Source organism: Ralstonia flatus (assembly GCF_958439105.1).
Lineage (GTDB): Bacteria > Pseudomonadota > Gammaproteobacteria > Burkholderiales > Burkholderiaceae > Ralstonia > Ralstonia flatus.
In genome coordinates, this window is sequence record NZ_CAUDLI010000003.1 from 381,141 (window position 1) to 394,470 (window position 13,330).

15 protein-coding genes are annotated in these 13,330 nt (G+C 64.3%); 9 read left to right on the forward strand and 6 right to left on the reverse strand.

Going from position 1 to position 13,330, the window contains the following annotated elements; all coding sequences use genetic code 11:
* Positions 1-139: 139 nt before the first annotated feature.
* Entirely contained in the window at positions 140-1,438 is a 1,299-nt protein-coding gene (locus tag R2676_RS08795; protein WP_206275570.1) for an SUMF1/EgtB/PvdO family nonheme iron enzyme, read from the reverse strand.
* A 67-nt stretch (positions 1,439-1,505) separates the two neighbouring features.
* Positions 1,506-2,552, reverse strand: coding sequence for an L-histidine N(alpha)-methyltransferase (gene egtD / locus R2676_RS08800; RefSeq protein ID WP_206275767.1), 1,047 nt, complete (start codon positions 2,550-2,552; stop codon positions 1,506-1,508).
* Between the two features lie 43 nt (positions 2,553-2,595).
* On the opposite strand from egtD, the gene R2676_RS08805 reads away from it, so the two are divergent.
* Together R2676_RS08805 and R2676_RS08810 are read left to right on the forward strand one after the other, a co-directional pair.
* Entirely contained in the window at positions 2,596-2,868 is a 273-nt protein-coding gene (locus tag R2676_RS08805) for a hypothetical protein (protein ID WP_316857044.1), read from the forward strand.
* Positions 2,869-3,066: 198 nt separating this feature from the next.
* Positions 3,067-3,759 (forward strand): TerC family protein, encoded by a 693-nt coding sequence (locus R2676_RS08810; protein ID WP_206275573.1) that lies wholly within the window; start codon positions 3,067-3,069, stop codon positions 3,757-3,759.
* Here R2676_RS08810 and R2676_RS08815 read toward each other — a convergent pair.
* Positions 3,756-4,757, reverse strand: coding sequence for a threonine dehydratase (locus R2676_RS08815; protein WP_206275574.1), 1,002 nt, complete (start codon positions 4,755-4,757; stop codon positions 3,756-3,758). The two genes, R2676_RS08810 and R2676_RS08815, sit on opposite strands and share 4 nt — an antisense overlap.
* Positions 4,758-4,969: 212 nt before the next feature.
* Here R2676_RS08815 and R2676_RS08820 point away from each other — a divergent pair, with 212 nt between their 5' ends.
* The gene (locus R2676_RS08820) at positions 4,970-5,764 is read left to right on the forward strand and encodes a thymidylate synthase (RefSeq protein ID WP_206275575.1); all 795 of its coding nucleotides are present in this window, start codon (positions 4,970-4,972) and stop codon (positions 5,762-5,764) included.
* A 4-nt stretch (positions 5,765-5,768) separates the two neighbouring features.
* On the forward strand, positions 5,769-6,272 hold the full coding sequence (locus R2676_RS08825; RefSeq protein ID WP_206275576.1) for a dihydrofolate reductase: 504 nt from the start codon (positions 5,769-5,771) through the stop codon (positions 6,270-6,272).
* 63 nt (positions 6,273-6,335) lie between these two features.
* Here the strand turns inward: R2676_RS08825 and pmbA are convergent, their stop codons facing one another.
* The gene (gene pmbA, locus R2676_RS08830) at positions 6,336-7,709 is read right to left on the reverse strand and encodes a metalloprotease PmbA (protein ID WP_206275577.1); all 1,374 of its coding nucleotides are present in this window, start codon (positions 7,707-7,709) and stop codon (positions 6,336-6,338) included.
* Between the two features lie 93 nt (positions 7,710-7,802).
* Here pmbA and yjgA point away from each other — a divergent pair, with 93 nt between their 5' ends.
* Both yjgA and mog read left to right on the forward strand, forming a co-directional pair.
* Positions 7,803-8,420, forward strand: a complete 618-nt coding sequence (gene yjgA / locus R2676_RS08835) for a ribosome biogenesis factor YjgA (protein ID WP_308217190.1) — start codon at positions 7,803-7,805, stop codon at positions 8,418-8,420.
* On the forward strand, positions 8,417-9,064 hold the full coding sequence (gene mog / locus R2676_RS08840; RefSeq protein WP_206275578.1) for a molybdopterin adenylyltransferase: 648 nt from the start codon (positions 8,417-8,419) through the stop codon (positions 9,062-9,064). The genes yjgA and mog overlap by 4 nt, the downstream gene beginning before the upstream one ends.
* Here mog and orn read toward each other — a convergent pair whose 3' ends face one another.
* Positions 9,065-9,712 (reverse strand): oligoribonuclease, encoded by a 648-nt coding sequence (orn, locus tag R2676_RS08845; protein ID WP_410482486.1) that lies wholly within the window; start codon positions 9,710-9,712, stop codon positions 9,065-9,067.
* A 76-nt stretch (positions 9,713-9,788) separates the two neighbouring features.
* On the opposite strand from orn, the gene R2676_RS08850 reads away from it, so the two are divergent.
* Genes R2676_RS08850 through R2676_RS08860 form a run of 3 tightly spaced genes read left to right on the forward strand, consistent with a single transcriptional unit; the run spans position 9,789 to position 12,337 of the window.
* Positions 9,789-11,048, forward strand: a complete 1,260-nt coding sequence (locus R2676_RS08850; protein WP_206275580.1) for a M48 family metallopeptidase — start codon at positions 9,789-9,791, stop codon at positions 11,046-11,048.
* Positions 11,045-11,992: a ribosome small subunit-dependent GTPase A gene (rsgA, locus tag R2676_RS08855; RefSeq protein WP_206275581.1), complete on the forward strand. Its 948-nt coding sequence runs from the start codon at positions 11,045-11,047 to the stop codon at positions 11,990-11,992. Before R2676_RS08850 ends, rsgA begins: the two co-directional genes overlap by 4 nt.
* Positions 11,993-12,022: 30 nt before the next feature.
* Positions 12,023-12,337: a putative signal transducing protein gene (locus tag R2676_RS08860; RefSeq protein ID WP_206275582.1), complete on the forward strand. Its 315-nt coding sequence runs from the start codon at positions 12,023-12,025 to the stop codon at positions 12,335-12,337.
* A gap of 36 nt (positions 12,338-12,373) precedes the next feature.
* Here the strand turns inward: R2676_RS08860 and R2676_RS08865 are convergent, their stop codons facing one another.
* Positions 12,374-13,315 carry a CobD/CbiB family protein gene (locus R2676_RS08865; RefSeq protein ID WP_027677851.1) on the reverse strand — a complete coding sequence of 314 codons (942 nt, stop codon included), beginning with the start codon at positions 13,313-13,315 and terminating at the stop codon, positions 12,374-12,376.
* Positions 13,316-13,330: the final 15 nt, after the last annotated feature.

Here is a 13,330-nt window from a genome sequence, read left to right on the forward strand (position 1 = left end):
CGATGAAGGGCCGTCTCTTCGGGATGGTCTGAGCTGCAGCCAACAAAAAACCCCACGTCTAACAGCGTGGGGTTTTTTGTTTGGGCGGCAACTTTGATGAATTGCGTTCGACTTGCCTATCCTGTCCAACAAGCTTCCGTCAAAGCGCGCAGGTTCGGAAGCCAACGAAGACGTCATCGCGCTGCGGCAGCAGAAAGCCCCGGAAACGCGGATGACGCGCGCGCTGCGGGGTATGGGCGGCGGCACCGCGCACCGTCTGCATCGTTTGGAAGTGCGGCGCCGACAGGCTCGCCACACGGCCGCGCGGCATGCCCGGCACGAAATCCGGATACGGCTCGAACGGCGACGACGTCCACTCCCAGACCTGCCCCCAATGGAAACCGGCGCGCCCCTGCACCGCCGCCATCTCCCATTCGTCTTCCGTCGGTAAGCGACGGCCCGCCCAGCGGCACCATGCCTGCGCTTCATACAGGCTCACATGGCGCACGGCTTCATCTCGGTTGATCGTGCGCGCCTGACCGTAGCGCAGTGCCTGCCAGGTGCGCGTGGCGGGATCCCGCTGCCAGCCTTGGGGCGCCGAACGCTCTTGCATCATCAGCCACTCCATGCCGGCGGGCGACCACCACTGCGGATGGTCGTAACCACGGTCCTCGATGAACTCGAGGAATTGGCCATTCGTGACGGGCTGGGCATCGATTTCGAACGCGGGCACATAGGTGCGATACGGCGGACATTCGTTGTCGAAGAAGAACCCGTCGGCGTCGGGCCACCCCATCTGGAAGCGGCCACCTGGCAACGACAATGTCTGCGCAGCCGGCACGGCCACGGCGGCCAGCGGCGGTTGACCCACGGGTTGCAGGCCTAACACCTGCAGCAGGCCGTGCAGATGCTCGGCGCGCAGGTCTTCGTGAAAAACCGCCCAGCGAAACGGCTCCAGCGCCGCATCGTCGTCGGTGCCGAGCGTAGCGAGCTTGCGTAGCACCCGGTCGAGCACGTCATGCGCGTACTGCTTGATCGCCGAGATGCCCGGCAGCGTCAGCTCCCAGCAGGCCTCCGGCGGCATGCGGTCCATGTCGAAGAACGTATCGGCACCGTCGAGCGCGGCCGGCAGCGTGGCTTGCCAACGCGCTAGGTCCCACTCCGTTCCGGCGCCGTCTTCGATGGTGTCGCTGCCGTTGCGACGCGGCTCGCGCAGGCACCAGAATTCGGCAAACCAGGCGAGCTGGCCCAGCGTCCACAGGGGCGGGGCATGATGCTCCACGCGTTCGATCTGCCAGCCGCGCTGCGTGTCGCCAAACGCGGACAACAAGGCCAGCGTCCGATTGCGCGCGTCGACCAGGCTGTGCGCGATGCCCTGGCGCGGCAAGCGCCGGCCGTCGGTCCAGTCGGGAAGCGATCCGATGAAGGTCGGATCGGGGAGCATGAAGAATTCAGCCATCGCGGCACACCTCGGGCGGGAATCGATCCATTATCGCACCGGGCCGCCTGGTGTTCTGCCGCCCGGCCTAGCGGCCTACGCTCGCGTGGCAGACGGCAAAGTCGCCGCTGACATCAGTCCAGGCATGCAGGTCTTCGAAGCCGGCGTCGGCAAACATCGCTTGCAGGCTTGGGAGGTCGTATTTGACCGAGTTCTCGGTGTGCATGCGCTCCCCCGCGGCGAAGGCGCGCGCGTGCTTGCCCCACCGCACCGTGACATCGCGACGCGCTTCCAGATGCATCTCAACGCGGTGCGCCTCTGCGCGGTACAGCGCGACATGGCGCCAATCCCGCACGTCGAAATTCGCACCCAGGAGGCGATTCAGGTTGCGCAACACGTTCAGGTTGAAGGCCGCCGTCACACCGAGCGGATCGTCGTAAGCGGCTTCGAGCCGTTGCGCGTCTTTGATGAGGTCGATGCCGATCAGCACGCTGTCGCCAGGTGCCGAAGCTTCGTGCAGGCGCGACAGAAATGCCCCCGCCTCCTCCGGCGTGAAGTTGCCCAGGCTCGAACCGGGGTAAAACCACACGCGGCGCCCGTCGCCGACGGCATCGGGCAGCACCAGCGGCGCACACAGATCGGCGCCAATGCCGACCATCGGCAACTGCGGATGCTGACGCGCAAGCGCACGCAGCGTATCGCGGAGGAAATCCGCCGAAATATCGATCGCCACGTACCGCGACGGTGCCAGCGTGCGGAACAGGCGCGCGGCCTTTTCGCAGTTGCCGGCGCCCAGGTCGATCAACGTGGCGCCGCGCCCCACACGCAGCGCGATCTCGGCCGCATGCAGACTGAAGATGGCGGCTTCGGTGCGCGTCGGGTAGTACTCGGGCAGGTCGGTAATCGCCTCAAACAGGCGCGAACCGAGGGCGTCGTAAAAGAACTTCGGGCTGATGCTGGCCGCAGATGCGAGCAGGCCCGCCTCCGCCTCGGCACGCAGGGCAGCGTCGTCTTCCGTAAAGAGCTGGTAGAAGGTCAAGCCCGCGCCAACGGCGTCGACCGTGGGCTGCGGCTGGATCAAACGGGCCAGCGCGCGGCGGGCATAGGCATCGGCGGACGGCTTGGTGGCCTGCATGGTGTCTCCCGGTGTGGGTGGAACGGCGCGGTGCTGCATGGTCATGAAGGCCATCGACAGCGAGAAATGTGCCATCGCGCCTAGGCCATCACCGCAGGCCCGTGGCGCGCGGATGAAATTGCAGCGTAGACGCCGCTTTGTGACAGCGCCACCGTTCTTTCGCCGGAGGCGCCCACAACGCACCATCTCGCCGTTCGTAAAAATCACCCGCACCGCTGAAAAAACCGCGCATACCGCGCCCGCAGGCCATGTTGCGTTTTTGCAGCGCACAATCAGCCTGCTGCGATATAATGCGGACTTCCTCAAAGGGGAGTAGCTCGGGGGTTCTTCAGCCCCAGGCACGATCGTCATGACGAAGCGCACGCTTCCGGTCGTGCCGGCACCAGCAGGTTCCCAACCTGCGCGTGTCGAGCAAGACCTTTGCAACCGGATTCATGGTCTGCAAAGCGTCTCGCCCCAGCACTCCATGCAGTTCGGTCAACCGATTTTTATTGTTGTTTGACCTGGAGCCACCATGGAATGGTTGTCTGACATTTTCACCATGCAGTTTGCTGCCGCGCTGGCATCGATCATCGTGATCGACCTTGTGCTTGCGGGCGATAACGCCATCCTCATCGCGCTGGCTGCGCGCAACCTGCCCCCCGAGCTGCAGAAGAAAGCCATCATGTGGGGCGCCGCGGGCGCCATCGTTGTGCGCGCCTTGATGACGCTGGCAGTGGTGTGGCTGCTGAAGATTCCAGGCCTGATGCTCGTCGGCGGTCTGGCGCTGGTGTGGATTGCGTGGAAGCTTCTGGCAGACGACGGCCAGGGCGGCGATGAACACGGCGCGGGCAGCACCACGCTGATGGGCGCCATGAAGACCATCATCATCGCCGATGCGGTGATGGGCATCGACAACGTACTCGCCATTGCCGGTGCGTCGCACGGCAGCTTCCTGCTGGTGGTGCTGGGCCTGCTGATCAGCGTGCCGGTCGTGGTGTGGGGCAGCGGCGTGGTACTGCGCCTGATCGAGCGCTTCCCGATCATCATCTATGGCGGCGCGGCAGTGCTGGCTTATACCGCCGCGCACATGATCGTGGCCGAACCGGTTCTCAAGGCGTTCTTTGCTGAGCAGCCGCCGCTCAAGTGGGCCGTGTATGTGGTGGTGTTTCTGATCGTGCTGGGCGGCGGATGGCTGGTGCAACGTCGCCGCCAGCAACCCGCCTAAGGCAGGATCGGCTGACCGGCAAGCACGCGCGCCAGCTTGGCGCGGTCGATGTTTCCGCCGGTCAGCGGCAGGCCGACGCGCTGGCCGGCAATCTGCCCGCGCTGCTGCCATGCCCCCGCCAGGGCCGCGGCGGCAGCGCCCTCGGCCACGTTGTGGGTGGTTGAGAAATACAGGCGAATCGCCTCCGCCACTTCGTCGTCCGTCACCGCAATGATCTCGTCGACACCGGCGCGGATGACCTCAAGCGCGTTCGCATCCGGGGTGCGGCACGCCAGCCCGTCGGCCAGCAGCGTCGACACTGGCGCCGACACCGCCGTACCGCTTTTGAACGACTGCTCGTAGCATCGTGCATGTGCCGACACGACGCCGACAATGCGCGTGGACAGGCCCAGCGCATCGCGCGCCCGTACCGCCGCGCAAATCCCGGAACCCATGCCGATCGGCACGTAGACCACATCCAACGGTGTGGCCTCCAGAAACTCGAGCCAGTAGCTCGCCACCCCGACGACCAGATCGTCGTGATACGAAGGGACAAAGTGCAAACCGCGTTCAGCGGCGAGTTGATCGGCCGCCTCGCGGCTGGCCTGGAAGTCGTCGCCCGCTCCGATCAGTTCTGCGCCGAGCGCGCGCATGGCCGCGTTCTTCTCCACGCTATTGCCATGCGGCACAACGATGGTGACCGCAATGCCGTTGCGACGCGCCGCCCATGCAATCGACTGGCCATGATTGCCACGCGTCGCGGCGATCACACCGCGCACCTGGGGCTCGCGTTGGCGCAGGGCATGCAGATAGGTCAGCCCGCCCCGAAGCTTGAACGCACCCACTTCGGTGTGGTTCTCATGCTTCACCCACACCGCTGCGCCCATGGCTTGCGAGAGCAATGGCCAGCAATATTGCGGGGTCGGCGAAATCACCGCATGAACCACGCCAGCCGCTGCGCGCAGATGGCGCAATTCGGCGGCCCGGTCCAGCGACGCAGCGGTAGCAGTGAGCGACATGGTTTCTCCGGCTGACAGTTGAAGCGATGGCGCCATCTTGGCCGCCCCGCGTGTCTGGCAACATCGACAATTCCGCGCTTTGTCAGCCCAGCCGTGCTGCCGATTCGACCGGGCCAGTTTCCGGACACTGCCGGTACAGTCGACGCCGCGCCGGTCACGTTACAATGCGGCTCACCCGATTTCAGACGCCCCGCCTCTTCGCCCGCGCTCGCATGAAGCCCTATCTCGACCTGATGCGCCATGTCTACGAACATGGCACCGACAAAGCCGACCGCACCGGCACCGGCACGCGCTCCGTATTCGGCCACCAGATGCGCTTCAACCTTCAGGACGGCTTTCCGCTGGTCACCACCAAGAAGGTCCACATCAAGTCCATCGTCTATGAGCTGCTGTGGTTCCTCCAAGGCTCGACCAACGTGCGCTGGCTGCAAGACAACGGCGTAACGATCTGGGACGAATGGGCTGATGCCGACGGCGAACTGGGCCCCGTCTACGGCTCGCAATGGCGCTCGTGGCCGACGCCCAACGGCGAACACATCGACCAGATCGCCGAGCTGATCGCCCAAATTAAGCGCAACCCCGATTCGCGCCGGCTGATCGTCTCTGCCTGGAACGTGGCGGACATCCCGCGCATGAAGCTGCCGCCCTGCCACGCGTTCTTCCAGTTCTATGTGGCCGACGGCAAGCTGTCGTGCCAGCTCTACCAGCGCAGCGCCGACATCTTCCTCGGCGTGCCGTTCAACATTGCGAGCTACGCGCTGCTGGTGCATATGGTTGCGCAGCAGACCGGCCTCGATGTGGGCGATTTCGTCTGGACCGGCGGCGACTGCCACCTCTACAACAACCACTTCGAACAGGTGGAGACGCAACTCGCGCGCGAACCGCTGCCGCTGCCGAAACTGATCATCAAGCGCAAGCCCGAGAGCATCTTCGATTATCAGTACGAAGACTTCGAGATCGTCGGCTACCAGAGCCACCCCGCGATCAAAGCGCCGGTGGCCGTGTAACCCTATGACCATCCTGACGCTCATCGTCGCCCGCGCCCGCAATGGCGTGATTGGCCGCAACAACACCCTGCCCTGGCGCCTGCCCGAAGATCTCGCGCACTTCAAGCGCACGACCATGGGCGCGCCCATCGTGATGGGCCGCAAGACGTACGACTCGATCGGCCGTCCGCTGCCGGGCCGTCGCAACATTGTCGTCACGCGCAATGCCAAGCTTGAACTGCCCGGCTGCGAAATCGCGTATTCGATGGAAGACGCGCAGCGCCTGTGTGTGGGCGCCGAGCAGATTTTCCTGATCGGCGGCGCGCAACTGTATGCGGATGCCCTGCCGAGCGCGGATCGCCTGATCGTGACCGAGATCGACGCCGATTTCGAAGGCGATGCGCACTTTCCCCCGCCGGACCCCAAGGTCTGGCGCGAAGTCTCCCGCGAGACGCACCACGCGGCAGCGCCCAACGATTTCGACTACGCGTTCGTTACCTATGAACGCCCACCATCGGACGAGCAGTAACCGCAGCAGGCAATAAAAAACGCGCTCAGTTTCGAGCGCGTTTTTCATTTCGGCTGGGGCGATTTATTCGCCGGCAATCGTCATCTGTTCAATGAGGATCGAGCCCGTTTCCTTCGTACCGCGCACCAGCGCATCCGCGCCGATGGCGACGATCTGGCGGAACATCTCGCCCAGGTTGCCGGCAATCGTGATCTCCTCCACCGGGTACTGGATCACGCCGTTCTCCACCCAATAGCCCGACGCACCGCGCGAATAGTCGCCCGTCACATAGTTCACGCCCTGGCCCATCAGTTCAGTCACCAGCAGGCCGGTACCCATACGGCGCAGCATGCCGGCAAAGTCATCCTGGGGCGTCGTCTTGTCAGAGAACAGCGTCAGGTTGTGCGAGCCGCCCGCGTTGCCGGTGGTCTGCATGCCGAGCTTGCGCGCGGAATACGTCGACAGGAAGTAGCCTTCCACCACGCCGTTCTTCACCACATCGCGGCGCTGCGTACGTACGCCTTCCTCGTCGAAGGGCGCGCTGCCCATCCCGTTGAGGACATGCGGGTCTTCCTTGATCTGCACATGCGGTGCGAAGACTTCCTTGCCCAGCGTATCGAGCAGGAACGTCGACTTGCGGTACAACGCGCCACCCGACACCGCCTGCACGAACGCACCGAGCAAACCTGCCGCGAGCGGCGCCTCGAACAACACCGGGCACTTGCGCGTGGTCAGTCGACGTGCGCCCAGACGTGCCAGCGCGCGTTCCGCGGCGTACTTGCCAATCGCTTCCGGCGCAGCCAGATCGTCCGGCGAGCGCTTCGACGAGTACCAGTCGTCGCGCTGCATATGCGCGCCCGAACCGGCGATCGGCGCGGCCGAAATGAAGTGACGCGAATATGGGTAGCCGCCCATGAAACCGCGCGACGTGGCCAGCACGAAGTGCGAATGCTGCGCCGAAATGCTCGAGCCATCGCTGTTGCGGATTTTCGGGCTCACGGCAAAGGCAGCGGCTTCCGCGGCGCGTGCGATCTCCACGGCGGCTTCGGCATCGATCATCCACGGGTGATACAGCTGGAGGTCTTGCGGGTGCTTCTCCAGCAGTTCTTCTTCTGCCAAGCCGGCGCAGTCATCGTCGGCGGTGAAACGCGCGATGTTGTAGGCGGCCTCGACGGTGGATCGCAATGCCGCCGGCGAGAAATCCGACGTGCTGGCGTTGCCGCGCTTCTTGCCCAGCATGACCGTCACGCCAACGACCTTGTCGCGGTTCTGCTCGATGGTCTCGACCTCGCCCTTGCGTACCGTGACCGACAGGCCCTGGCCTTCGGAGATTTCCGTCGCGGCATCGGAGGCGCCGAGTTCGCGTGCAATGCGCAGCACATCGGTGGCCATCTCTTCGAGTTGTTCGCGGCGGTAGGCAAACACTGGGGCGGTCTTGGAATCGAGCGTTTGAGACATAGGCAATGGAGGGGAGAAACGGGTGCCGCGATTTTGCCAAAAGCGGGCAAGAACTGGCGGAAACGCCCATCATAGCAAGATACAATGCGCGCCATGAGCCGAGCATCCCGACATAACCCCACGTATCTGCAACCCGTCGTGCGCACCGACATCGGTGACGAGGACGATCCGGATACGCCCAAGAGCAAATCGCAGCGCAAGCGCGAGGTCAACGCCTTGCAAGACCTGGGCGCGGCGCTGGAAGCGCTGCCCAAGGACAAACTCGCCAAGGTGCCGCTGCCCGAAAAGCTGGTCGACGCCCTGCGCGAGGCCAAACGCACCACCGCGCATGAAGGCAAGCGCCGCCAGATGCAGTACATCGGCAAGCTGATGCGCGCGCTGACCGACGAGGAAGTCGAGGCCATCCGCCGCGTCCTCGCCACCTTCGTCGGCGCCTCCAAGGCCGAGACCGCACGCCTGCATGCCATCGAACGTTGGCGCGATCGCCTGATCGCCAGCGACGACGCCATCACCGAGTTCATTGCAGCGCACCCGGATGCCGACGTGCAGGCCTTGCGTACGCTCGTGCGCAATGCGCGCAAGGAAGCGCAGCTGGCCAAGCCGCCCAAGTCGTCGCGTGAACTGTTCCAGATGGTCAAGCAGGCCCTGTCCGGCAACGACCGCGACGAAGACGACGCCGATCAACCCGAAGCCGAAGACGACGAAGCATGACAGCCCCTGCCCCCTCCGCGCCGATCACCCGCCGCCACGCCGACGAGCTGATCGTCGGTTTTGTGTCGATTTCGGACCGCGCCTCGGCCGGTACGTATCAGGATGAAGGGATTCCGGCGCTGCGCGACTGGTTTGGCGCCGCGCTGTCTTCGCCGTGGCAAGGGGTAGAACGCCTGATTCCGGACGACCAGGCCACGATTGCTGAAACATTGATCGACCTCGTCGACCATGCGGGCTGCGATCTGGTGCTCACCACGGGCGGCACCGGCCCGACGCGCCGCGATGTGACGCCTGAGGCCACGCTGGCCGTCGCCACCAAGGAAATGCCGGGCTTTGGCGAGCAGATGCGCCAGATCAGCCTGCATTTCGTTCCGACGGCGATTTTGTCGCGTCAGGTGGCGGTGATCCGCGAGACGCCCTCACGCGCTGCGCTGATCATCAACCTTCCCGGCCAGCCGCGCGCCATCAGGGAAACGCTGGAAGGCTTGAAGGATGTGGAGGGCCGCGCCACGGTGCCGGGCATCTTTGCGGCCGTGCCGTACTGCATCGACCTGATCGGCGGCCCGTACATCGAGACTCGCGACAGCGTGGTCAAGGCCTGGCGGCCCAAACACGCTGTGCGCGCAAAACCGCTGCAGGTCTGATTACGGGGCGACAGAAGACGCCAGCGCCTCAGCGTCCGGCGTTTGCGGCACATCGCGGATGAAGTGCTCGCGGTAATAGCGCAGCTCTTCGATCGACTCGATGATGTCTGCGAACGCCGTGTGCCGTTGGTGTTTCGTAAAGCCCTTGGCAATGGCCGGCTGCCAGCGCTTGCAGAGTTCCTTCAGCGTGGAGACGTCCAGATTGCGGTAATGGAAGTACTCCTCCAGCTTGGGCATGTAGCGCGCCATGAAGCGGCGGTCCTGGCAGATGGAGTTACCGCACATCGGCGACTTGCTCTTCGGCACCCACTTCTTGAGGAACGCCAGGAGTTCCGCTTCCGCTTCCGCTTCGGTCGTGGTCGATGCCTTGACCTTGTCGATCAGGCCTGAACGGCCATGCGTGCCCTTGTTCCACGCGTCCATGCCGTCGAGCAGCTCGTCGGATTGATGGATCACCAGCACGGGGCCCTCAGCCAGGATGTTCAGCTCCGAATCCGTCACCACCACGGCCACTTCGATGATGCGGTCGTTCTCAGGGCTCAGGCCGGTCATCTCCATGTCGAGCCAGACCAGGTTGTTGTCGCTCTTGGCAGCAACACGGTTCGGGGTCGAGGGGGATGCGGCGGACGGGGAAACAGGGTTACTCACTGGGGTGCTCACTCAAGGGCCTTGAGAAAATGACTGAAGGCTATAATTTTCGCATATCTGATAGGTGTTTCCCCATATGCCCGCCTTTACCGCTGTCTTCCTGATCGCCCTTGTCCTGATGTCCGCCACGCGCCTGTGGCTGGCCGCGCGGCAAGTCCGTCACGTCGCGCGTCACCGCGATGCCGTGCCCGCGCAGTTTGCCGAGTCGATCACACTGGACATGCACCGCAAGGCCGCCGACTACACCATCGCCCGCACGCGTCTGGCGATGCTGGAAGTGCCGGTTCAGGCAGCCCTGCTGATCGCGCTGACGCTGCTTGGCGGGCTGAGCTGGATCAACCAGGCCTGGCTGGGCGTGTTTGGCCCCGGCTACGCGTATGGCGTGGCGCTGATCGCGTCGGTCATCGTGATCAGCAGCGTGATCGAGTTGCCGTTCTCGCTGTATGCGCAGTTTGTCGTCGAGGAGCGCTTCGGCTTTAACCGCATGACGTTCAAGCTCTGGCTGGCCGACAACCTCAAGGGCCTGGCCATCGGCACCGTGCTGGGTCTGCCGCTGCTGCTGGCAGTGCTCTGGCTGATGGACAAGATGGGCGCGCACTGGTGGTTGTACACCTGGGTCGTGTGGATGGCGTTCATGCTGTTTGTGCAGGCCATCTACCCGAACGTCATCGCGCCGCTCTACAACAAGTTCACCCCGCTGCAGGACGAAGAGATGCGCTCGCGCATCGAAAGCCTGCTCAAGCGCTGCGGCTTCGCCAGCAAGGGCCTCTTCGTGATGGACGGCAGCCGCCGCAGCGCCCACGGCAACGCCTACTTCAGCGGCTTTGGCGCAACCAAGCGCATCGTCTTCTTCGACACGCTGCTCGCCCGGCTGAATCCGTCCGAGATGGAAGCCGTGCTTGCCCATGAGCTGGGCCATTTCAAGCGCCATCACATCACCAAGCGCATCGCCGTGACCTTCGTGCTGAGCCTCGGTGCGTTGGCGCTGCTCGGCTGGCTCATGACGCGCACGTGGTTCTACCTGGGCCTGGGCGTGGCGCCCAACCTGTTCTCCGACAACCATGCGCTGGCGCTGATGCTGTTTTTCCTGGTGCTGCCGGTGTTCACGTTCTTCATCTCCCCGCTGGCGAGCCTGTCGTCACGCAAGGACGAGTACGAAGCCGACGCTTTTGCCGCCGAGCACGCCGACGCCAATCAACTTGTCTCGGCGCTGGTCAAGCTGTTCCAGGACAACGCATCGACGCTCACGCCGGACCCGGTCTACTCAACGTTCTACTATTCGCACCCGACTGCATCGCAGCGCGTGGAGCGCCTCGTGCAGGCTCGCGCGGCATGACGCGCGGCAAACCGGGCCGCGCCCATAAGCAGGCTGCCACTGGCGAACATGGGCTTGTGATCGCCGCGCACGGGCGCCATTACCTGGTCGAACGCGACGGGGGCGGTTTCCTGCAATGCTTCCCGCGGGGCAAACGCAGCGAATGCGCCGTGGGCGATCGGGTGGTCTATGAAGCCACCGCCGTCGACCAAGGCGTCGTGGTGCGTGTGGACGAGCGCCGCAACCTGCTCTATCGCTCCGATCAGTTCAAATCGAAGGTGCTGGCCGCGAATCTGGATCAGGTCATCATCATGCTGGGCACTGAGCCGAGTTTTTCGGAAGACCTGCTCGGCCGCGCGCTCGTCGCCGCAGAATCCCTCGGCATCACCCCGCTGATCCTGCTCAACAAGGTCGACCTGACCGCGCGACTGGAGACGGCTCGCTCACGCCTGGCGCTCTATCGAGACCTGGGCTACACCATCGTGGAACTGACCGTGCACGGCGCGCCGGAAGCCGCGCATGCCGCGCTTGAACCGCACGTGGCCGGGCGCGCTTCGATCCTGATCGGGCAATCGGGCATGGGCAAGTCGTCGCTGCTGAATCTGCTGATTCCCGGCGTGGACGCGCAAACGCGCGAGATCTCGGAAAAGCTCGACTCCGGCAAGCACACCACCACGTTCACGCGGCTCTATCACCTACCCGCAGATTGGGGCCAGGGCGGCGTGCTGATCGATTCGCCGGGCTTCCAGGAATTCGGCCTGCATCACCTCAGCGAAGGGATGCTGGAACGCGCCTTCCCGGAGTTCCGTCCGCGCCTGACCGAGTGCCGCTTTTATAACTGCCGGCACCTGCAGGAACCCGGCTGTGGCATTCTCGGCGCGATGGCCGAGGGCAAGATCGATCCACGCCGTCACCAGCTTTACGCGCAATTGCTGCACGAATCGGAACAGCAGAAGCCCTGGTAACGGCTCCGTCATACGCTCGTGGAGGGTGGGATGAAGTTGCTGATCAGCAGTCCATCGCTCGGCATGGCGGCGCACTGGCAGAACGTCCTGTCCGCCGCCGGCATTCGCACCGAGCTGCGCAACATCTACTTGAGCAGTGTGGCGGGTGACGTTCCGCCGCAGGATTGCGCGGCGCAGGTCTGGCTGGTGAACCCGGCGCAGGAAGCGCAGGCCCGCGCGCTGCTCGATCAGGCACAGCACCCGCCGACCGGCCCCGCATGGCGTTGCGCCTATTGTGGAGAGAGTCATGAACCGCAGTTCGGCCAGTGCTGGCGCTGCGGCAAAGACCGCGAGAACGCGGCCTGATTGATCGATTCTTCAGCGGCTAGCTGTCGTGCCCCATCAGCCGAGCCAGACGGCAATCGACAGCATTGCCAGCAGCAGCATCCACAGCACCACCGCGCGCCACACCAAGCCCACTGCTGACTGCAGCGTGCGCACGTTCGGCTCCTGCCCTACTTCCATCGGATAAGCGCCGTCCTCATCGGCAATGCTGTCGGCCGAATCGCGTTGCGGAATGGGCGTGCCAAGACGGACGCCGAGCGCGCCTCCACCCGCTGCCAGCAGGATGCCGTTCACTTCGTCGTTCCACTTGGCCGCACGGTTGCGCCACGCGTACACGGCATCCTCAAAGTTGCCGACGATGGAGAAGCCAATCGCAGTAAGGCGCGCGGGGATGTAGTCGATGACGAAAAACGCCTGACGGGCAAACAGACCAAGCGCGGGACTGCGTTCCGTCGACGTATCGCTCCAGTGGCGAGCGAGGTATTCAGCGCCGCGGTACAGCACAACACCCGCCGGCCCAATCGGGACCAGGAACCAGAAGAACACGCCAAACACGTGACGATGCGCCGCCACGATCGCGCATTCGAGCGTGTGACGGACGATCTCATTGACCGGCATGTCCGTCGTGTCGCGTCCCGACCACTCGTTCAGCAGCAGGCGCGCGGTGACAACGTCATCGCTGCGCAACGCCTCATGGATATCGGTGAAGTAGTGGCTGAACTGGCGGAAGCCGAGCGTCAAGTACACCATCAGCACGTTCCACAGGAACGCCAGACCGAGGCTGATGGAAGACAGCAGGTAGTGCACCAGCGCCACGACCACCACGGCCGGCAGCGTGACCACGCACCAGGCAAGCACGGCGTCGCGACGATGGCCCGTATCGAACCATTCCTCTGCCCGTGCTGCCAGGGCGCGCACGACGTCGTAGATCGGGTTGTCCCGGCTGAGCGCACGGAACTGTTCGAGAATCAGCGCGCAGAGTACGGAGAAAAAAGTCATTGGAAGGGCGTTGCG